The sequence below is a fragment of the Methylobacterium sp. Leaf456 genome (assembly GCF_001425465.1).
Taxonomy (GTDB): domain Bacteria; phylum Pseudomonadota; class Alphaproteobacteria; order Rhizobiales; family Beijerinckiaceae; genus Methylobacterium.
The window spans coordinates 14,879-35,585 of sequence record NZ_LMQV01000044.1 but is presented as its reverse complement, the minus strand read 5'-3'; the positions used below and the strand labels follow the sequence as shown (position 1 = coordinate 35,585).

18 protein-coding genes are annotated in these 20,707 nt (G+C 70.4%); 5 read left to right on the top strand and 13 right to left on the bottom strand.

Going from position 1 to position 20,707, the window contains the following annotated elements:
• Positions 1–8 precede the first annotated feature (8 nt).
• The 5 genes from ASG52_RS24045 to ASG52_RS24025 form a co-directional block, all read right to left on the bottom strand.
• On the bottom strand, positions 9–1,391 hold the full coding sequence (locus ASG52_RS24045) for a M16 family metallopeptidase (RefSeq protein ID WP_056248980.1): 1,383 nt from the start codon (positions 1,389–1,391) through the stop codon (positions 9–11).
• Between the two features lie 197 nt (positions 1,392–1,588).
• The gene (locus ASG52_RS24040; RefSeq protein ID WP_056248976.1) at positions 1,589–2,287 is read right to left on the bottom strand and encodes a hypothetical protein; all 699 of its coding nucleotides are present in this window, start codon (positions 2,285–2,287) and stop codon (positions 1,589–1,591) included.
• Positions 2,288–2,449: 162 nt separating this feature from the next.
• Positions 2,450–2,929: a signal peptidase II gene (lspA, locus tag ASG52_RS24035; RefSeq protein ID WP_056248973.1), complete on the bottom strand. Its 480-nt coding sequence runs from the start codon at positions 2,927–2,929 to the stop codon at positions 2,450–2,452.
• A 97-nt stretch (positions 2,930–3,026) separates the two neighbouring features.
• On the bottom strand, positions 3,027–6,005 hold the full coding sequence (gene ileS / locus ASG52_RS24030; protein ID WP_056248971.1) for an isoleucine--tRNA ligase: 2,979 nt from the start codon (positions 6,003–6,005) through the stop codon (positions 3,027–3,029).
• 361 nt (positions 6,006–6,366) lie between these two features.
• The gene (locus ASG52_RS24025; protein ID WP_353612504.1) at positions 6,367–6,792 is read right to left on the bottom strand and encodes a L,D-transpeptidase; all 426 of its coding nucleotides are present in this window, start codon (positions 6,790–6,792) and stop codon (positions 6,367–6,369) included.
• A 218-nt stretch (positions 6,793–7,010) separates the two neighbouring features.
• On the opposite strand from ASG52_RS24025, the gene ASG52_RS24020 reads away from it, so the two are divergent.
• From ASG52_RS24020 to ASG52_RS24010, 3 genes are all read left to right on the top strand, one after another.
• Positions 7,011–8,402 (top strand): dicarboxylate/amino acid:cation symporter, encoded by a 1,392-nt coding sequence (locus ASG52_RS24020; protein WP_056248968.1) that lies wholly within the window; start codon positions 7,011–7,013, stop codon positions 8,400–8,402.
• Between the two features lie 4 nt (positions 8,403–8,406).
• The gene (locus ASG52_RS24015; protein ID WP_056248965.1) at positions 8,407–9,327 is read left to right on the top strand and encodes an ROK family protein; all 921 of its coding nucleotides are present in this window, start codon (positions 8,407–8,409) and stop codon (positions 9,325–9,327) included.
• 224 nt (positions 9,328–9,551) lie between these two features.
• Entirely contained in the window at positions 9,552–9,854 is a 303-nt protein-coding gene (locus ASG52_RS24010) for a hypothetical protein (RefSeq protein WP_056248962.1), read from the top strand.
• Positions 9,855–9,863: 9 nt separating this feature from the next.
• On the opposite strand, the gene ASG52_RS24005 is transcribed toward ASG52_RS24010, so the two are convergent.
• The 8 genes from ASG52_RS24005 to rlmH form a co-directional block, all read right to left on the bottom strand.
• Positions 9,864–11,798 (bottom strand): potassium transporter Kup, encoded by a 1,935-nt coding sequence (locus ASG52_RS24005; protein ID WP_056248959.1) that lies wholly within the window; start codon positions 11,796–11,798, stop codon positions 9,864–9,866.
• An 84-nt stretch (positions 11,799–11,882) separates the two neighbouring features.
• Entirely contained in the window at positions 11,883–12,548 is a 666-nt protein-coding gene (locus tag ASG52_RS24000) for a DUF2939 domain-containing protein (RefSeq protein ID WP_056248956.1), read from the bottom strand.
• A gap of 79 nt (positions 12,549–12,627) precedes the next feature.
• Positions 12,628–13,176, bottom strand: a complete 549-nt coding sequence (locus tag ASG52_RS23995) for an RNA pyrophosphohydrolase (RefSeq protein WP_056249896.1) — start codon at positions 13,174–13,176, stop codon at positions 12,628–12,630.
• 66 nt (positions 13,177–13,242) lie between these two features.
• On the bottom strand, positions 13,243–14,931 hold the full coding sequence (locus ASG52_RS23990) for a methyl-accepting chemotaxis protein (protein WP_056248953.1): 1,689 nt from the start codon (positions 14,929–14,931) through the stop codon (positions 13,243–13,245).
• A 233-nt stretch (positions 14,932–15,164) separates the two neighbouring features.
• Positions 15,165–16,382 (bottom strand): divergent polysaccharide deacetylase family protein, encoded by a 1,218-nt coding sequence (locus ASG52_RS23985; protein ID WP_056248952.1) that lies wholly within the window; start codon positions 16,380–16,382, stop codon positions 15,165–15,167.
• Positions 16,383–16,535: 153 nt separating this feature from the next.
• The gene (locus tag ASG52_RS23980; protein ID WP_056248948.1) at positions 16,536–17,858 is read right to left on the bottom strand and encodes a S41 family peptidase; all 1,323 of its coding nucleotides are present in this window, start codon (positions 17,856–17,858) and stop codon (positions 16,536–16,538) included.
• A complete protein-coding gene (locus tag ASG52_RS23975) occupies positions 17,858–19,204 on the bottom strand; it encodes a murein hydrolase activator EnvC family protein (RefSeq protein WP_056248945.1) in 1,347 nt (448 codons plus the stop codon). The genes ASG52_RS23980 and ASG52_RS23975 overlap by 1 nt, the downstream gene beginning before the upstream one ends.
• A complete protein-coding gene (rlmH, locus tag ASG52_RS23970; protein WP_056248943.1) occupies positions 19,201–19,698 on the bottom strand; it encodes a 23S rRNA (pseudouridine(1915)-N(3))-methyltransferase RlmH in 498 nt (165 codons plus the stop codon). The genes ASG52_RS23975 and rlmH overlap by 4 nt, the downstream gene beginning before the upstream one ends.
• A 122-nt stretch (positions 19,699–19,820) precedes the next feature.
• Here rlmH and ASG52_RS23965 point away from each other — a divergent pair, with 122 nt between their 5' ends.
• Together ASG52_RS23965 and ASG52_RS23960 are read left to right on the top strand one after the other, a co-directional pair.
• Positions 19,821–20,237, top strand: coding sequence for a MarR family winged helix-turn-helix transcriptional regulator (locus ASG52_RS23965; RefSeq protein WP_056248940.1), 417 nt, complete (start codon positions 19,821–19,823; stop codon positions 20,235–20,237).
• Between the two features lie 13 nt (positions 20,238–20,250).
• Complete coding sequence (locus tag ASG52_RS23960) at positions 20,251–20,631, top strand: tautomerase family protein (RefSeq protein ID WP_056248938.1); 381 nt, start codon at positions 20,251–20,253, stop codon at positions 20,629–20,631.
• Positions 20,632–20,707: the final 76 nt, after the last annotated feature.

The following is a 20,707-nucleotide window of genomic DNA, read 5'->3' as shown; positions in this document are numbered from 1 at the left end:
GGCCGGCGTCAGGCGACCGCGACGTCGGGGTCGCGGGCCTTGGTCAGGTAGCCGGTCACCGAGCGGGCGGGCACGAGGTAGCGCGCGGCCACTGCGGCGAGCCGGTCGCGGGTCACCGCCTCAATGTCGGTCGGCCAGCGACGCACCTCCTCCACGCTCTCGCCGATGGCGAGCGCCGAGCCGTAGATGCGGGCGAGCGAGGACTGCGAATCGGAGGAATAGACCGTCTCGGCCACGAGCCGGATCTTGGCCCGCTCGATCGCCTCGGGGTCGAGCGCCTCGGCGGCGCGGCGCAGCACGCGGTCGATATGCTCCTCCAGCGCTTCCAGGCTCACGCCCTCGGCGGGCACGGCGTAGACGGCGAACCGCGTGTCGTCCATCGCCGAGCCCATGTACCAAGCGCCCGCGTTCACCGCGACACCGAGTTCGAGCACGAGCTGGCGGTAGAGGAACGAGGTCGCGCCGCCGCCGATCACCTCGGCCAGCAGTTCGAGCGCGTGGCCCTCGCCGTCGCGGGCGGTCATGCACGAGGGAGTGAGGTAGAGCCGCTGCAGCGTCGGCTGCTCGACCTTCGGGTCGGCCACCGCGATGCGGCGCATCGCCCGCGGCTCCGGCTCACGCGGGCGCAGGCGTTTGGGCCGCGCACCCTGCGGCGTCACCCGGCCGTAGGTGCCCTCGGCCAGGCGGCGCACCTCGTCCGGCGTCACGTCGCCGGCCACCACGAGGATCGCGTTCTCGGGGGTGTAGAAGCGCTTGTAGTAATCGATCGCGTGGGTGCGGTTCAGCTCCTCGATCTCGTGCATCCAGCCAATGATCGGGATGCCGTAGGGATGGTGCACGAACAGCGAGGCCGCCATCGCCTCGGAAAGCTGGGCCGACGGGTCGGTCTCGACCCGCATGCGGCGCTCCTCCAGCACCACGTCGCGCTCGGGCGCCACCACGGCGTCGTCGAGGACGAGGCCGCCCATCCGATCGGCTTCGAAGCCCATCATCGTGCCGAGATGGTCGCGGGCGACGCGCTGGAAATAGGCGGTGTAGTCGTAGCTGGTGAAGGCGTTCTCCTGGCCGCCGAGCCCCGAGACCGCCTTGGAGAAGGCGCCGGCCGGGTGCTGATCGGTGCCCTTGAACATCAGGTGCTCGAGGAAGTGGGCGATGCCCGACTGGCCGATCGGATCGTCGGCCGAGCCGTTGCGGTACCAGATCATGTGAGTCGCGACGGGAGCGCGGTGATCGGGCACCACCACCACGTCGAGGCCGTTGTCGAGGGCGAAGGCCGTGACCTCCGGCCCGCCGGCCTCGGATCGCCCGAACGGGGCCGCCTCCACCCGGCCGGCATGCGCGAAGCCGCGCTGCGGTCCCAGAGGGGGGGTGGCCTTCCGGTAGAGGTGCATTGTCTGTCCCTGTGCGGGGGCTCTTCCGCCCGTCCGCGCTTTCCGTCCCGATTGCCCGGCATTCTCCCGAGAATGCGTGCCGGGCGCAAATACCGTACCGCGCGGCGTGTCCGCGCGGCCACTCCCGATCGTCGTCACCGCGAAACCCGCCACGCGGCGGTGGGATCCGGTCCCCGAGGCCGCGGCGCCGCGGGAGTTCAGTAGCGTCCCGGATTCCTCAGATAGGCACGCGGGTCGGCTTCTTCACGGTCGCTGATCGGCCCGCCGACGGGCGTGCCTCCGGGCTTGGCGACCTTGATCGGGGCCTTGCGGTAGCCGGTCGGCGGATCGGTCAGGGTGTCGCGATCCGGCTCGGCCACCGCCGGCTCGGTCTTCTCGGCCTTGCCCTTGAAGATTTCGAACGGGTTGAGCCACGTCGAATCGCGGGTGTCGCCCTGGCCGGGGCTGCCCGCCGGGCCGGTGACCGCACCCGCGCCCGCGCGACGGCCGGCTTCCATCTCGTAGATCGAGAGCGTCTCGTTGTTGTCGTTCATGCGGCCTTGCGCGCCGCGCACGATCGGCTTCTTGGCCTCGACCGCGGCGCGCTCGCGGGCAATCACCTCCGGGTCCTTCGGCCAAGCGGGGTCCGCTTGCCGCGCGCGGGGCACGGGAAGACCGGCGGTGAGGTCCTGCTGGCCGCCGAGCTTGGGCGGCATGGCGAGGGGCGCGCGCTCGCGATAGTTGATGGCCGGGCGCTCGGGCTCGATCAGGCCGATGCCGCTGAGCGCGTCGCGCATCAGTTCGCCCTCGGCGCGGGCGGATGTGGCGGCGAGGCCGGCCGTGATCGCCGTACAGGCCAGAAGGGAACGGAGGACCGGAGAAGTCCGGTTTCCAGACACGCCGCGCCGCCCGCTCATCTCGCCCTCTCCCGCCTTCAGGCCGGCCCTCTGATGGAGCCGTCGGCCGGATCGTCCCCGGACATCATCGCCCCGATCCCCGGTGACGGCGTGGGCCGGGTTTCGGGCGATCGTATGGCGAGGGCGCGCTTTGCCGCAGCCTCGGGCGTGGAACGTGTGGGCTCAGGCACCCACCCGGGTGGCCGGGCGCAGGCTGTCGAGGATCAGGCCGACGACGCCGGCCACGATCGCGGCGTCCGCCACGTTGAACACGTACCACGACCACGTGCCCGCATGGAGATGCACGAAATCGAACACGGCGCCGTAGGCCGCCCGGTCGATGGCGTTGCCGAGCGCGCCGCCGACGATGAGGCCGAGCGCCACCGCGAGCAGCCGCGTCGCCGCCCGGGTCATCCAGACTGAGAGCCCGACGGACGCCGCAAGCGAGAGCGCCACCAGCAGCCAGCGCCCGATCCCGCCCTCCTGCTGGAACAGCCCGTAGGAGATGCCCCGGTTCCACACCACGACGAGGTCGGCGAACGGCGCCACCCGCCACGGCCCGGTCATCACCAGATCGGTGCCGAAATAGAGCCCGAGCTTGGTCGCCTGATCGAGCAGCAGGGTGGCCAGGGCGGCCAGGAGGCCGGCGCGGAAGGGGGTCATCGGGGGCACTCGTTCCGAGCGGAGCGGGCGCGGCCAATGCCCTCCCCCCGCACAGGGGGGAGGGAGAACCCGCGATCCATTCTTCGGCTCGACACGCTCACGCGGCAGCCGGATTGGCCGCGTCCCACTCCCGCAGCGCCTGCGCGTCGCGCGGCGTCACGTCGGGGTAATCGGCGTCCTCGCCGACCGTCTCGGTCACCCGCCACGAGCGGGCGCATTTGCGCCCTTCCGCCCGCTGCGGCACCACGGCCACGCCCTTCACCTCGTCGAGGCGGAAGGCGTCGGCCGGCCCCTCGCCGTCGCGGACCGTGATGGCGGACGTGATGCAGACCTCGGCGAAGTCGACGCCGTCCAGCGCCCCGAGCAGGTCGGGATCGGACACGTACACGACGGGGGCCGCCTCCAGACTCGCACCGATGCGCTTGGCCGCGCGCTCGATCTCCAGCGCCCCGGTGACGACCCGGCGCACCCGCCGGATCTTTTGCCAGCGCGCGGCGAGCGCGTCGTCGCGCCAGTCCGCGGGCGTCTCCGGCAAAGTCTGGAGATGCACCGAGCCGGCCTCCGACGGGGTGCGGTCGAGCCATGCCTCTTCCGCCGTGAAGGCCAGCACCGGCGCGAGCCAGACCGTGACGCGGGCAAACGCTGCGTCGATGACCTGCAGCGCGGCCCGGCGCGTCGGCGACGAGATCGGATCGCAGTAGAGCGCGTCCTTGCGGACATCGAAGTAGAAGGCCGAGAGGTCGCCGGTCATGAATCCGTTGAGCAGCGCGACGATCCGCTTGGTGTCGTAGGTCGCGTAGGCCTCGCGGATCTCGCCGTCGAGCTGGGCCAGCCGATGCAGGATTAGCCGCTCCAGCTCCGGCATGTTTTGGAGGGGCACGTCGTCGCCGGGCACGTGATGCGCGAGCGAGCCGAGCATCCAGCGCAAGGAATTGCGGAGTTTGCGGTAGGTCTCGGCGAACGTCTTCACGATCTCCGGGCCGATCCTCAGATCGTCGGAATAGTCCGAAGCGGCAACCCACAGGCGCAGGATGTCGGCGCCCGACTCCTTGATGACGGTCTGCGGGGCGACGACGTTGCCCTTCGACTTCGACATCTTCTCCCCCTTGGGGTCGAGGACGAAGCCGTGGGTGAGCACCACGTCGTAGGGGGCGTGGCCGCGCGTACCGCAGGATTCGAGCAGCGAGGACTGGAACCAGCCGCGATGCTGGTCGGAGCCCTCCAGATACATCACCCGGTCCGGCCCGCCGTCTACCGCGCGGCGGATGCCGGCGAGACCGGGGAAGGCTTCGGCGTCGTCCAGCACGAAGGCGTGGGTCGAGCCGGAATCGAACCAGACGTCGAGGACGTCCGTGACTTTCTCAAAGGCCGCCGGATCGTGCTCGGGGGCGAGGAAGCGCGCGGTGGCGTCGTCCTTGAACCACGCGTCGGCGCCCTCCGCCGCGAAGGCCTTTGCGATCCGGGCATTCACCGTCTCGTCGCGCAGCACCTCACCAGTCTCCCGGTGGACGAACACGGTGATCGGCACGCCCCAGGCGCGCTGGCGCGAGACCACCCAATCGGGCCGGCCCGAGACCATGCCGTTGATGCGGTTCTTGCCCTGCGGCGGCACCCACTGGGTCTGCTCGATGGCGTGGAGCGCCGTCTCGCGCAGCGTCCGGTTGCCGAACGCGTCCACCGCCCGGTCCATCGCGATGAACCATTGCGGCGTGTTGCGGAAGATGACGGGCTTCTTCGAGCGCCAGGAATGCGGATACTGATGGCGCAGCACGCCGCGGGCGACCAGCGCGCCGGCTTCGGTGAGGGCCGCGATCACCGCCTTGTTGGCGTCGCCCTTGTCGCCCTTGTCGTTGAAGACGCGCCGGCCCGTGAAGCCCGGCGCTTCCTTGGTGAGCGCCCCGTCGGCGTCCACCGTGTAGGGGATGCGGGTCTCGATGCCGGCCTCGGCGAGGCGGCGGCCGTTGGCCATCCAGACCTCGAAATCCTCGCGGCCGTGGCCCGGCGCGGTGTGGACGAAACCGGTGCCGGCCTCGTCGGTCACGTGGTCGCCGTCCATCATCGGCACCGTGAAACCGTAGCCCGGATCGAAGTTTTGTAAGGGGTGCGAGAGGGTCAGCCCGGCGAGCGCCTGCGTCGGCACGTCGGCCACGCGCTCGAAACCCTCGACGCGCGCGGCCTTAAACACGCCCTCGGCCAGCGCGTCGGCGAGCAGGTAGGTGTCGCCGACCTTGGCCCAGTTGTCCTCGGCGGCGGCCGTGACGCGGTAGAGCCCGTAAGCGACTTTTTTGGAGTAGGCGACGGCGCGGTTGCCCGGCAGTGTCCACGGGGTCGTCGTCCAGATGACGACGCGGGCGCCGCTCAACTCCGGCGTAGCGCCGTCGCGGATCGGGAACGCGACGAACACCGTGTCGCTGACATGCTCCTCGTACTCGACCTCGGCCTCGGCGAGCGCGGTCTTCTCCACCACCGACCACATCACCGGCTTCGAGCCGCGATAGAGCTGGCCCGAGGCCGCGAACTTCATCAGCTCGGCGGCGATGCGGCTTTCAGCCGGATAGGCCATGGTCGAGTAGGGCCGGTCCCAGTCGCCGGTGACACCCAGCCGCTTGAACTCGTCGCGCTGGACGTTGAGCCAATCGGCCGCGAAGGCCCGGCATTGCTGGCGGAACTCCAGCACCGGCACCTCGTCCTTGTTCCGGCCCTTGGCGCGGTACTGCTCCTCGATCTTCCACTCGATCGGCAGGCCGTGGCAGTCCCAGCCCGGCACGTAGTCGGCGTCGTTCCCGAGCGCACCCTGGCTGCGGACGATCACGTCCTTGAGGATCTTGTTGAGCGCGTGCCCGATATGGATGTTGCCGTTGGCGTAGGGCGGGCCGTCATGCAGCACGAAGCGCGGCCGGCCCTTCGCCGCCACACGGATTTTTTCGTACAAGCCGATCTGATTCCAACGTTCCAGCAGGAGCGGCTCGCGGGCCGGCAGGCCGGCGCGCATGGGGAACTCGGTCTTCGGCAGGAAGAGGGTCTTGGAATAGTCGCGGGCGGCCGCAGCGGGGGCGGCATCGGGCTGGTCGCTCATGGCGGGTTCGGCGTCTTCGGTACGGGCGATAAGGGAACGGGGCGAAAGCGGTCACCCGGCATCCGGCGGCCGCCAGGAGGCGGTGCCTACGCGGAAGCCGGGCCCGTAATTCGCTGCGCCGAGGAGATCATGCCGAACATGGGAGCGCTTCTAGAATGCGCCCCCGAAAAGGGAAAGCCGGTTCTTGCTCGGCCTCAAGCGCCGGCGGCCGCGGCCGCGGGCATCGAGTCCCTTTGGGCTTCTCGCTCCGCTCGACGCCTCGGCAGGGCCGAGGCCGCTCGAGCGGGGCGCACTTCGCGCCCGGCCATACGGAGCTGCCGCACGATACGCCCGATTGCCCTGCACCTTTGGGGGCGTCGGCTCAATTCCGGATCACCACCCGCGTGCCGCCATAGGCGCGCGTGAGCCCGAACAGCTCGCGGGCGTGCGCCGGATGCAGGCGGATGCAGCCGTGGCTCGCCCGGCGCCCGAGTGCGCCGACCGCGTAGGTGCCGTGGATGGCGTAGCCGCCGCTGTAGAACATCGCGTAGGGCATCGGCGCGCCGTGATACTTGCGCGAGCGCCACATCGGCGCCATCAGCCCGACCCGGTAGCGGCCGTTCGGCGTCACGAACCCGCGCCGCGCGGTCGAGACCGGCCAGTTGTAGGCGAGCACGCCGCGGACGTAGACCTGCATCCGCTGGGCCGTCTGATCGACCTGCGCGACGACCGAGGCCGCGGCGGGCCGCACCGGCAGCGCGAGCAGGAGGGCGAAGAGGGCGGCGGACAGGACTCGGGCGATGGACACGGGGGCTCGAACCTCCGCGGCCGCGCGTCTGGGCCACTTCCCCTTGATCGCGCTCGCGTTTCGGTTGCGAAAGGGCCGGATTCGAGTTCTCGACAGCCGAGTCGGGTTACAAAGCCGCGGCCGACTACCGAGTCGCGATTGAGGGTCGGGATTAAACGGACTAGCGTCGCGCCAAGCCGCCCGGCCGAGGCCGCGCGAGACGGTATCGGTGAGGAACCATGGCCCATTCCGCCCACGCCGCGTCCCACGGCGCCAGCGCGCCCGCCGCGCATACGCCGTGGTACAAGGTGCTCTACATCCAGGTGCTGATCGCCATCGCGCTCGGCATCTTCGTCGGCTGGATTGCGCCCGACTGGGGCAAGTCGTTCAAGTGGATGGGCGATGCCTTCATCGCGCTGATCAAGATGATGATCGCGCCGATCATCTTCTGCACCATCGTCCACGGCATCGCCTCGATCGGCGACCTCAAGAAGGTCGGCCGCGTCGGCCTGAAAGCCTTGATCTACTTCGAGGTGGTCTCCTCGGTCGCGCTGCTCGTCGGCATCCTCGTCGGTGAGATCATCCAGCCCGGCGCAGGCTTCGGCGCCGACGTGACCAAGCTCGATGCCAAGGCGGTCGAGGGCTACGCCAGCAAGGCGGCGGCCGATTCCACCATCGCCCACCTGATGGCGATCATCCCGAAAAGCTTCTTCGACGCCTTCGCCACCGGCGACCTGCTGCAGGTGCTGCTGATCTCGATCCTCACCGGCGTCGTGCTCACCGGCATGGGCAAGAAGGGCGAGAGCATCACCCACGGCATCGACGCGGCGGGCCAAGTGTTCTTCCGCATCATCGGCCTCATCGTGAAGCTCGCGCCGATCGGCGCCTTCGGCGCGATGGCCTTCACGGTCGGCCAGTACGGCATCGGCAAGGTCGTGGACCTCGCGTGGCTGGTCGGCACCTTCTACACCACCTCGCTGCTGTTCGTGTTCGTGGTGCTGGGCGGCATCGCGGCGTTCGCCGGCTTCTCGATCCTCAAGTTCCTCGCCTACATCAAGGACGAGTTGCTGATCGTGCTCGGCACCTCGTCGTCCGAGACGGTGCTGCCGCACATGATGACCAAGATGAAGCGGCTCGGCGCCTCGGATTCGGTCGTCGGCCTCGTGATCCCGACCGGCTACTCGTTCAACCTAGACGGCACCAACATCTACATGACGCTGACCACCCTGTTCCTGGCGCAGGCCGTGGGCGCGGACCTCACGATCGGCCAGTACGCGACGATCTTCCTCGTCGCGATGCTGACCTCGAAGGGCGCCTCGGGCGTGACGGGGGCGGGCTTCATCACGCTCGCCGCGACGCTCGCCGCCATCCCCGGCAACCCAGTGCCGGTCGCCGCGATGACGCTGGTGCTCGGCGTCGACAAGTTCATGTCGGAGTGCCGCGCGCTGACCAACCTCATCGGCAACGGCGTCGCCACCATCGTGGTCTCCCGCTGGGAGGGCGAACTCGACAAGGAGAAGCTCGCCCAGGTGATGGCGCATCCGGTCTCGATCGGCACCGAGATTTCGGACGAGGACCCGGTCGCCCCCGGCGACGAGGCGACGGCCCCGAAGGTCGTGGCGGCGCAGTAAGGGCTTGGGCGGGCAAAGACTCCGCATCGGGATCGATCTCGGCGGCACCAAGATCGCCGGGATCGTGCTCGCCCCCGACGGGACGACGCGGGCCGAGAGGCGCGTGCCGACCCCGCGAGGCGACTACGGGGGCACGCTGGATTCCATCGCCGCCCTCGTCGCCGGCCTTGAGGCCGAGGCCGGCAGGCAAGGAGCGAGCGTCGGCATCGGCATGCCCGGCGCGGTCTCGCGCCAGAGCGGGCTGATCAAGAACGCCAACTCGGTCTGGCTCAACGGCAAGCCGTTCGCGGGGGACCTCGCCGCCCGGCTCGCCCGTCCGGTGCGGGTCGAGAACGACGCCAACTGCCTCGCGGTCTCGGAGGCCGTCGATGGCGCGGGGGCGGGCGAGGCGGTCGTCTGGGCGGTGATCCTCGGCACCGGCGTCGGCTCCGGCATCGCCCTGCGGGGGCAGGCGCTCACCGGCCGCAACGCCATCGCGGGCGAGTGGGGCCACAACCCCCTCCCCTGGCCCCGCGACGACGAGCGGCCCGGACCCGCCTGCTATTGCGGACGCCGGGGCTGTCTCGAGACGTGGCTCTCCGGCCCGGGACTGGCCGCCGACCATCTTTTTCGGACCGGCGAGAGGCAAGCGGGCGAAACCATCGTCGCCGCCGCGCTGGCCGGCGAGCCGGGCGCAGCCGCCACGATGGCGCGCTACCTCGACCGCCTCGCCCGCGGCCTCGCCCACGTGGTCAACGTCCTCGATCCCGACGTGATCGTGGTGGGCGGCGGGCTCTCGCGCATCGAGAGCGTGGTGGCGGCGCTCCCCGAAAGAATCGCGCCGCACGTCTTTTCCGACGCCTTCGACACGCCGGTCCGGGCCAGCCTCCACGGCGACGCCTCAGGCGTGCGCGGGGCGGCATGGCTGTGGGGGCCGGAGCCGTAGCGGCGACCTATCGTAGACGGCTCGGAATGACCTGCACCGTCATCGCGATCAGGCGGACATCGCCTCAGAGCAAATTAAGAAATCGGCGTCGGAAATCGGCTTCCGCATGCGCGGGCGCGGGCTATATCTCTGTGTTCAAACGATAAAATCCGGATCACGTTCGGGCATAACTGCCGCACAGCGGTAGAAAAACCAGAAAACACCATCGGGAGAAAGTCGCAAGAATGCGCCGCCTGACCATCCTGGCCCTCGCCGCCGCCCTGCTGACGCCCGGCGCCGCCCACGCCCTGTCGATGACCGACACGCTCCAGGCGTGGCGGGAAAGCTCTGCGATGGACCGGCTCCAGCTCGCGACGCGCTTCGGCAAATCGTTCGTCTCGGTCAACGAGAGCTTCACCGCGGGCTACTTCGTCAAATGCATCGACGAGGTGGCCGGCTACTCGAACGCCCAGAAGGCGCGGATCGAGGACGCGATGCGCGAATGCGTCTCCTCGCAGCTCAGGATGAAGGCCCAGCCCGACGATTGAGCCGCCGGCTCAGATCTCGATCTCGGTCCCGATCTCGATCACCTGACGGGCCGGCACGCAGAAATGCGCGCCGGTGCGCTCGGCATTGTTCTGCATCACGGCGAACAGGGCCTCGCGCCAGTCCGTCATGCCGCGCCGGTCCGAGACCGGGATGATGGTCTCGTGGCCGACGAAGACGGTGAGGTCGTGGGTGAAGTCCTCCGGCAACTGGCCGGAGGCGACGGCGCAGCGCAGGCCCTCGGGGATCGAGGCCGATTGCATGAAGCCGTAGCGCAGGATCAGCCGGCGGATATCGGGGGTGATCTCGCTCACCTCCGCCCGCTCGTGGGGCGGCACCGTCGGGGTCTCCTCGAACAGGGCGGTGACGATGAGGACGCGGGCGTGGAGCGCGCCGAGGCGATCGACCACGCGCACCATCGGCAGCGGGATGCCGTTGGTGGCCGAGGACAGGAAGGCGGCGCAGCCCGGCAGGGTGATCGGCGGGTCGGTGCGCAGGCGCTCGATGAAGGCGGGCTCGGACGGGCGCTGGTTGATCCGCGCATCCTCCATGCAGGTGGTACCCTTGCGCCAGGTCAGCATCAGGAACGCGACCGCGCCCGCGAGCACGAGGGGAAACCAGCCGCCCTCGACGATCTTCACGCTGTTGGCCGAGAGGAAGATCAGGTCGATCAGGAGGAAGAAGCCGTTGACCGCGATGATGGCGGCCAGCGCATACCCCCATTTGCGGGCCACCAACCCGGCGAGCAGCGTGGTGATCGCCATGAGCAGCGATACGGCGATGCCGTAGGCCCCGGCCAGCGCGTCGGAGGAGCGGAAGATCACCACCGCGGCAAGCGTGGCCCCCATCAGCAGCCAGTTCACCGTCGGCACGTAGATCTGGCCGCGCTCGTCGGGGGCGGTGTGGACCACCCGCATCGGCGGCAGGAAGCCGAGCTGCACCGATTGCTGGGTCAGCGAAAAAACGCCGGAGATGATCGCCTGCGAGGCGATGACGGTGGCGAGCGTCGCGAGTCCGATCAGCGGGTAATGCGCCCAGTCCGGCGCAAGGCGGTAGAACGGGTTCTCGACCGCCGAGGGGTCGGCGAGCAGGATCGCGCCCTGGCCGAAATAATGGATCATCAGCGCCGGCAGCACGAGGCCGAACCACGCCGCCCGGATCGCCTTGGCGCCGAAATGGCCGAGATCGGCATACATCGCCTCGCCGCCGGTGACCGCGAGGAAGGCCGCCCCCAGCATGGCGAAGCCGACGCCGAGCCCGGCATGGCCGACGAACTCCACCGCCGCCAGCGGATTGATCGCGTGAAGGATCTGCGGCGCCTGGAGGATGCCGCCGATGCCCAAAGCCGCCAGCACGATGAACCAGACCAGCATCACCGGCCCGAAGATGCGCCCGATGAAGGCCGCGCCGCGGCTCTGCACGAGGAAGATGCCGACGAGAATGACCAGGGTGATCGGCACGACGAAGCGGTCGAGGGCGGGCGCATCGACCTTCAGCCCCTCCACCGCCGAGAGCACCGAGATCGCGGGCGTGATCGCCCCGTCGCCGTAGAGCAGGGCGGCGCCGACGAGGCCGACGACGAGGAGCAGGGCTTGCCGCGAGCCGGGCTTGGCGTGGCGTGCGCCCAGCAGCGCCAGCATCGCGACGATGCCGCCCTCGCCCTTGTTGTCGGCGCGCAGGATCAGCACGGCGTACTTCACCGAGACGATCAGGATCAGCGACCACAGGATCAGCGAGACCGCGCCGGTCACCGCCACGGCCGAGGGCGGCTGACCGTGGCTCGCCGCCCGCACCGCCTCCTTGAAGGCGTAGAGCGGGCTCGTGCCGATGTCGCCGTAGACGACGCCCAGCGTCGCCAGCAGCAGCCCGGCCCCGAGCCGTCGCTCCGACCCGTGCTCCGCCTCGTCCGGATTGTCCTGGGAGGTCTGAGCCGACGCTGCACTCAAGGCTGCGCTCCGTGAAGCGTGACCGCGCTCAACGCGGCCGTCCCGAACTAAGTTGCGCCGATCCTTCGTCCAGTGACATCCACGTCAGCGACCCCACGGCGGGGCCGGCTCGGGCGCGGCCTTGTCATGCCCCTGCTTTTCCTGCCCCGACTTCTCGCGCAGGCGGGCGACTCCGGCGGCGATCTTCTCGGCGATGCGACCGCGCAGGTCCTCGGACAGCTCGATCTCGACGATCCGCCAGCCCCAGTCGTGCAGGCGCAGCCGCAGGCGGAACTGCTCGGCGCGCGGGCGGTCCGGCGGCACCGGGATGACGACCGAGCGGAAGCCGCGCATGTCGGAGGCGAGGTAGTAGCGCAAAGCCCGCGACAGGTCGGGAATGCGCAGGCCGTCCCGGCGCTCGTGGCGCAAGGTGGCGTCGGGCAGGTCCAGCGCCTGCGGCCAGCCGTCGTCGAGGAGATCGACCACGGTCTGGGGCGTCACCAACGCCTCGGCGACGGGGAGCGCCAGCGCGGCGGCGGCGTCCGTGAGGCGCTGTCGCTCGCGCGGCTCGGCGGCGGCCTCGGCCCGGATCGTGGCGGAGACCTGCCGGGCGAGCGACAGGCGCAGGGTGCGGAAGTTGACGCGCTGCTCGACCCCGGCCACGTCGCCCGCCTGCACGGCGCGGGCGAGCCCGTAGAGCGACCAGAACGGCGTCAGCGTGTAGGCGAGCCAAGCCAAAGCCGCCAGGAGGGGAATCGACCACCAGCGCATCGTCAGGGTCGAGCATCGGCCCGAAAGGCGGGTGCCGGCTTTCGGAGAAAGCCGATGCGGCTCAGGAACCGGGCGCGGCTCACGATCGCGGCCCGGTGGCGTGCCAGCCGGTGAGGCCGGAAAAGGCCGCGACGACGCCCTCGTAGACCGGCCGCTTGAACGGGATGATCAGGCCCGGCAGCGCCTCCAGCCGCTCCCAGCGCCACGCATCGAATTCCGGCTTGTGCGCCCCGCCGCCCGGCGCCTCGACATCGATCACGTCCTCGCGACCGGTGAGGCCGAAGGCGAACCACTTCTGGCGCTGGCCGCGGTAGCGCCCCTTCCAGGCCTGCTTCATCACGTCGGGCGGAAGATCGTAGGCGAGCCAGTCGCGCGTCTCGCCGAGCAGCGTCACGGCGTCGGCCGGGACGTTGGTCTCCTCGTGGAGTTCGCGGAGCGCCGCGGCGAGCGGTTCCTCGCCCTCGTCGATTCCGCCCTGCGGCATCTGCCACGCATGGCCGTCGGCGACATGCTCCGGCCCGGCCTCCGACTTGCGCCGGCCGACGAAGACGAGGCCCGCAGGATTGAACAGGGCCACGCCGACGCAGGGGCGGTAGGGCAGCGCGAGGTCGTCGTGGGGGCTGGTCATGGCGGCGCGACCATAGGACGGCGCGCGCGCCAGCGGCAACGGCGACCTGCAAGGATGGCGCGAGCGTCAGGCCGCCCGCACGCTCGCCAGGAACCGGGCGACCTCGCCGGAGAGATGCTCGGATTGGCACGACAGCTCGGTCGAGGCGGCGAGGACTTGGTCGGCGGCGACGCCGGCCTCTTCGGCGGCGCTGGCGACGCCCGCGATGTTGCCGGTGACCTCGCCCGCGCCGGACGCCGCCTGGGCGACGTTGCGGACGATCTCCTGGGTCGCCGCACCCTGCTGCTCCACCGCCGCCGCGATGGAGGCGGCGACACCGCTGATCTCCTCGATGCGGCCGGTGATGCCGGCGATCGCCGCTGCGGCAGCCCCGGTGGTGCCCTGGATGCGACCGATCTGGCCGGCGATCTCCTCCGTCGCCCGCGCGGTCTGGTTGGCGAGTTCCTTCACCTCGGCGGCGACCACGGCGAAGCCGCGGCCCGCCTCCCCGGCACGCGCCGCCTCGATGGTGGCGTTGAGGGCCAGGAGATTGGTCTGGCCGGCGATGGTGGTGATCAGGGTGACGACGTCGCCGATCTTGGCGACGGCGTCGCTCAACTCGCGCACATGTCCCTCCGTCTGCGCCGCCTCGTCGACCGCGGCGCGCGCCAGCATCGACGAGCCGCCGACCTGCCGGCCGATCTCCTGCACCGACGCGCCGAGTTCCTCGGCCGCCGCAGCGACGGTGTTGACGTTGGTCGCGGCCTGTTCGGCGGCCGCCGCCACGCTGACCGACTGACTCGCGGTCTGGGTCGCGGCGCCGGCCATGCTCTGGGCGGTCGCCTGCAATTCGGTCGCGGCCGAGGAGACCAGGGCGACGATGCCGCCGACCGCCTGCTCGAACCGGTCGGCCATCTCGCGGGTCGCCGCCTTACGCTGCGCCTCGGCCCCGGCGCGGGCGGCTTGCGTCTCCTCTTCCAGCCGGCGCATGCGGATCAGGCTGTCCTTGAACACCTGCACCCCGTCGGCGAGGGTGCCGATCTCGGTGCGGGCGCCGCGATGGGGCACCTCCGCGGTGTGGTCGCCCGCGGCGAGCGCCTGCATCGGCCGCACCACCGAGGCGATGCCGCGGGTGATGCCGCGCACGATCAGGAAGGCCAGCACGCCCGAAAGCAGGAAGCCGAGGACGACCGCGGCCAGCGCCGCGTTGCGGGCCCACTGGAAGGTCGCCTCGCCCTCGGCCATGGCGCGGGTGGCGCCCTCGTTGTTGAAGGCGATCAGCTTCTCCAGGGCGCTCGACATGGCGCGACGCGGCGCGAGGCCCTTCGACTCGTAATAGGCGAAGGACTCGGCCTTCAGACCCTTGCGGGACATGTCGAGCACCTTCGTGCGCTCGGCCTCGAACGTCGCGAGTTCGCGCCGGTAGGCGTCGTAGAGCGCGCGCTCCTCGGGCGAGCCGATCAGCGCCTCGTAGAGCGCCTGCCGCTCGGCGATCTTGCCGCCGAAGCGCGCGAAATCCTTCTCCATGGCGTCCAGCATCTGCGGGTCGCCGGCCTGGGTGTGGCGCAGCATCACGCCGTTCATGCGCGCCGACAGGGTGTCGATCTCGCCCAGCGCCCGCACGCTCGGCAGCCAGTTGCGCTCGATCGACAGCGCCTGATCGCGCAGCACCCCCATGCTGAACAAGCCCAGCACGCCGACCCCGAGCAGGAAGCCGGTCAACAGGGCGAAGGAGGCGATCAGCTTGTTGCGGATCGAGAGATTTGGAAACGACACGGCCGACTCCCGCCCAGATGTCCGCAGCGAATCCTCGATCCGGCGGCCCTCATCGTTGTGGCGACCGAATGGTTACAGTTTTCCGAAACATTGGACCGAATGCCGATCGATCGGCGCCCGTCGATGCACACCGACCACGTCAAATGTTATATTGCGGCAGTTTATGAGTTCACCAGCCGAACCGCCAAAGCCTCGGCCTGAGCGAAGAGCGCGTCATCTGCACAGAATTCGGCTCAGGGCGCTGCGCTCGACAGCTTGCCCAGGGACGGCTCCTGCCGCAGGGCGACGCTGACCGGCACCAGCCGGACGCCGCGGGCCTCCAGGTCGCGGGTCCAGCGCGACAGGCGGTCGATCGTCAGTTGGGCGGCACCGGCGGAAGCCAGCACGAAGCCCTTCTGGCGAGCGAGCGCTTCGAGGCGGGTCAGTTCCGCGTCGATGGCGTCCGGCCGGGCCGTGGCGTCGATCACCACGTCCGCGCGGGCGGCCGGGAGCTTGGCCTTGCCCGCCGCCGCGGCGACGAGGGGCCGCTGCACGGTGCCGTCATCGACGAAGCCGAGGCCGCGGCCCGCGATCTCCTTCAGCACCGGATCGAGCGCGCCGGCTTCCCCGGAGAACTTGGCGCCCATCAGGTTGACCACGCCGACGATGCCGGGAAACCGGCTCAGCGCCCAGCTCGTCCGGTCGAGGTTTTCGGCGGGGCGCGAACCGGTGAGCAGGGTCTGGGGGCCGGGATCGCTGTCGGGATAGTCGAACGGCTCCATGGGGAGCTGGACCAGGATCTCGTGCCCGGCTTCGCGGGCACGCGCCGCGGTCTTTTCGAGGTCGCTGCCGTAGGGCGAGAGCGCGAGACTCACCGCCGCCGGGAGCCGGGCGATGGCGCCGAGCGTCGCCGCCTGACCGATGCCGAGACCGGAGACGAGGATCGCGATGCGCGGCCCCTGGCCCGGCTCCTCCGGGCGGGCATAGACGTCGAGCGGGCGCAGCTTGCCCTCGCCGAGCTTCGGCAGCGGGCCGTTGCGCCCGCGCTCGGTCAGGCGCGGATCGGGGGCGGGGTTGAGGCGGATCTGGCTCGCGTTCGGCACGCGGATGATGACCGGCGCGTCCGGCGCCGTCGTCCCGGCCGGGCGGAACACGCTGACGCCGGAGGCCTGCTCGATTTCCTGCGCGGATTGCGAGGGGCTCGCCGCCTTCGGCGCCGCTTCCGCCACCTGCTGAGGGGGTGCCGCCGCGGGCTCGCGCCGCTCGATGACGGCGCCGGCGCGGGGCTCGCCGCCGCGCGGGTCGCCGGTGAGGGCGACGCCGCCCGCGAGCAGGGCAAGCGCAAGGCCGGCGCCGCCGACCGCATGCGCGGCCGTCAGGCGCGGCAGCCGGCCCAAGAGGCCGGCCTTCGCGCCGGCCTTGGCCCCGACCCCGAGGGGCTTCGTCAGGATATCGTCGGCCGACTCGCTCACCCGCCGTCCCGCCTTTGGCGATTCACCATGCGACCCGCGCGGGCTTCCGCGAAACGCGAACGGCCCGCAGCACCGGTCTGAGCCGGTATTGCGGGCCGCTATGGTTAATCTTTTCCTAACCCCAGCCGCTCGGTCGCGGGTGGGGAGAAAAAATCAGTTCTGGGTGGCCGGCTTCGTCACGTTGGCCGCACCCTTCTGGATGCCGTGCAGGAAGTCGACCGCGGCGATGAGCTGCTTGTCCTTGGCCGGGTCCGGCGGGATGTAGGCCGAGGAACCGCCGCGCTCCTCGGTGTCCTTCTGCTTGAGGTGGCCCTTCAGGCCGGCCTCGCCCTTGGTCTCGTCCTTGCCCTTCAGGTCGTCGGGCACCTCCTGCAGCACCTCCTGATCCGGCTCGATGCCCTTGGCCTGGATCGAGCGGCCGGACGGCGTGTAGTAGCGCGCGGTGGTGAGGCGCAGCGCGCCCTGGCCGCCGAGCGGGATGATCGACTGCACCGAGCCCTTGCCGAAGGAGCGCGTGCCCATGATGGTCGCGCGCTTGTGATCCTGCAGGGCACCGGCCACGATCTCGGAGGCCGAGGCCGCGCCGCCGTTCACCAGCACCACGATCGGCTTGCCCTTGGCGAGGTCGCCGGCCTTGGCCGAGAAGCGCTGGGTCTCGTCGGGGTTGCGGCCGCGGGTGGAGACGATCTCGCCGCGGTCGAGGAAGGCGTCGGAGACCATCACGGCCTGATCGAGCAGGCCGCCGGGGTTGTTGCGCAGATCCACCACGTAGCCCTTGAGCTTGTCGTTGCCGATCTCGGTCTGGAGCTTGTCGATCGCGGTCTTGAGGCCGTCGAAGGTCTGCTCGTTGAACTGAGTCAGGCGCACGTAGCCGATGTCGCCGCCCTCGACCTTCGAGCGCACGGGCCGGATCTTGATGATGTCCCGGTTGAGCGTGACGTCGATCGGGTCCTTGGCTTCCTTGCGGCTGATCTTGAGGCGCACCGGCGAGTTCACGGGCCCGCGCATCTTGTCGACCGCCTGGTTCAGGGTCAGGCCCTGGACCTGATCGTCGTCGATCTGGGTGATGATGTCGTTGGCCAAGAGTCCCGCCTTGGAGGCCGGGGTGTCGTCGATCGGCGAGACGACCTTGATCAGGCCGTCCTCCATCGTGACCTCGATGCCCAAGCCCCCGAACTCGCCCTTGGTGGTGGTCTGCATGTCACGGAACGCCTTGGCGTCCATGTAGCTCGAATGCGGGTCGAGCGAGGTCAGCATGCCGTTGACCGCCGACTCGATGAGCTTCGACTCCTCGGGCTTCTCGACGTAGTCGGTCCGCACCTTCTCGAACACGTCGCCGAACAGGCTGAGCTGCCGGTAGGTCTCGGCCGAGGCCGCGACCGCGCTGGTCCCAGACAGCAATTGCGTCTGGGTCGACACGGCCGATGCACCGATGCCGAGGGCGGCGCCGAGCAACACGAGGGACACTTTGCGCATTATCCGCGAACCTTCTCGCTGGAACTTCTCGCCCACCACGGCTCCGGATCGATGGAGCCGCCGTCTTTCCTGAACTCGACGTACAGGACGGGATCGTTCCGATCATCGTCCCTCTGTGACGCAGCCGACGACGCACTCGCCTGCGACACGCCGGCCGGGCCGCCGCCCTCGCCCATGGTAGCCACCGGCTCGCCGGCCAGCACGAACTGACCGACTTCGACGTTGATCTGGTCCATGCCCGCCAACAAGAGATAGTAGCCGTCGCCCGCGTTGATGATCAAGAGACGGCCGTAGGAGCGGAACGGCCCGGCGAACGACACCCAGCCGTCGGCGGGCGCCGAGACCACGGCCTTCGTCCGCGTCCGTAAAGAGATGCCGCGGGTGGTGCCGTTCTGCCCGTCGGGCTGGCCGAAGCCGCGCACCAGCGTGCCGCTGACCGGCCTGGGCAGATCGCCGCGGGCATCGGCGAACTTCACCTTCGGGGCGAGCTTGGCCGGATCGCGGGCGCCGGCGGCGGCGAATTTTTCCTGCGTCTTGCGCTGCTCGCGCTCCTCGGCCGCCCGCGCCTCGTCCGCCGCGCGGCGGGCGGTGGACAGCTCGCCCTCCATGCGATCGACGAGGTCCTTCAGGGTCTTGGCCTGGGTGCCGAGTTCGGTGCTCTTCCGCCGCTCCTGGGTGAGGTCGGATTCGATCTGCACTTGGCGGTTCCGGCGGGCGGCCACCAGCGCGTCGAGGCGCTGGCGCTCGGCGGCCCAACCGGCGAGGTCCTTTCGGAGCGTCTCGCGGTCGGCGGCGATTTGCCCCCGCACCCGCACCAGCTCGGATAGGTCGCCCGCCAGCGTTTCGGCCTCCCCGCGCAGTTCGGGCACCACGGCGCCGAGCAGCATGGAGGTGCGGATCGCGGCCAGCACGTCCTCGGGCCGCACCAGCACCGCGGGCGGCGGGCGGCGTCCCATCCGCTGGAGCGCGGCTAGAATTTCGGCGATGACGGCGCGGCGCGAATCGAGCGATTTGCGGATCGCCGCATCGCTCTCGGTGAGCGAGCGCAGCCGCTCCTCCAGCCGGCTCAACCGATCCTCGGTCGCTTGGGCCTGCCGCCCGGCGTCGAGCAAGGCCATGCTGAGCTTGGCCCGGTCGGTGCCGATCGCCGCGATCTCGGATTCTAGGGCGGCGCGGTTGCCGGTGCTCGCCGCGAGCGCGTCCTCGATCTGCTTGAGGTTCTGCGCCCGCCGGTCGCGCTCTTCCTGCGCCTGACGCATGGCGTCGGCATTCTCCTGCGCCCGCACCGTGCCGGCGGTCGCCAAGCAGGCCAGAAGGAGCGCCGCCCTTATCTGAGAAGACCTCATGCGTCGGGATCGCCGCGGTGGTAGGGGTGGCCCGCCAGGATGGTGAGGGTCCGGTAGGCCTGCTCCAGAACGAGCACGCGCACCAGCCCGTGCGGGAGTGTCGCCGCTCCGAAGGCGAGAATATGGTCGGCGCGGGAACGCACGCGCTCGTGAAGCCCGTCCGCCCCGCCGATCACGAAGGCGAGCGCCGGTCTCCCCCCGTCGCGCCACGCGCCTATCCGGGCGGCGATGCGCTCGCTCGGCCAGTCGGAGCGCCCGCGCTCGTCGCAGGCGATCAGCGCGGCGTCCGCCGGCACCAGCGCAAGAATCGCCTCGGCCTCCTCCGCCACCCGGTCGGCGGCGCGCCGGGCGCGGGATTCGGGCAGTTCGGAAAGATCGCACCCCGTGACGCCGAGGCCGCGCCCGAGCGCGGCGGCGCGCTCGCGGTAGCGGGCGGCGAGATCCCGCTCCGGCCCGTTCTTCAGACGTCCGACGGCGACGACGAGGAGGCGCAAGGCGGAGGAGCCGTCCCGATCAAGGAGTTCGCGAGGGGCGGCCGATAGCACGATCCGGGCCCGGCGTCTCAGGGCGTCACCGCCGGCCTTGCGGCGGCGAGACAAGGGTATATACCCGCTTTATGGTCGCCGACTCGCCCTGCCTGTGCGCGAACCTGCGCCGCGTCACCCGCGCGGTCACGGCCGCCTACGACGCCGCGTTGCGGCCGGTGTCCTTACGGATCACCCAGTTCTCGATCCTGCGCATCCTCGACCGGCTTGGGCCGGTCGGCGTGACGCGGCTCGCCACGGAGGCCGCGCTCGACCGATCGACCATGGGCCGCAACCTCGACCCATTGGAGCGGCGGGGCCTCGTGCGGCTCTCCGTCAACGCCGCCGACCAGCGCGAGCGCGTCGCCGCGCTGACCGATGCGGGCCGCGCGGCGCTGAGCGCCGCCCTGCCGCTGTGGCGGGAGGCGCAGACGCGCGTCGAGACCGCGCTCCCGCCGGCCGTCGTCGCCGACCTCGCCGGCCGGCTCGCCCAGATCGATCCCACCTGACCGGAGTCTCCCCATGCCCTTCGTTCGCATCGACCTGCCCCAGGGCAAGCCGCCGGACTACCGCCGGACCGTCGGCGACGTGGTCTACGAGGCCATGCGGGCGACGCTCAACGTGCCGGAGAACGACCGCTTCCAGGTCATCACCGAACATGCGCCGGGCGGCCTGATCATCGATCCGACCTATCTCGGCATCGCGCGGACCGCCGACGCCCTCACGATCCAAGTGACGCTCAACATCGGGCGCAGCGTCGAGTTGAAGAAGGCCTTCTACACGGCGGTCGCCGACGGGCTGCACGAGCGGCTGGGGCTACGCCGGGAGGATGTGTTCATCAGCCTCATCGAGGTGCCCAAGGAAAACTGGTCCTTCGGCAACGGCGAAGCGCAATACGCCTGAGCTGGCTTGCTGGCTGTCTGGCTGGCCTCAATCGCCGGCGCTCGCATCCGCGAGCTTGGGCTTTCGCTCCGCTCGA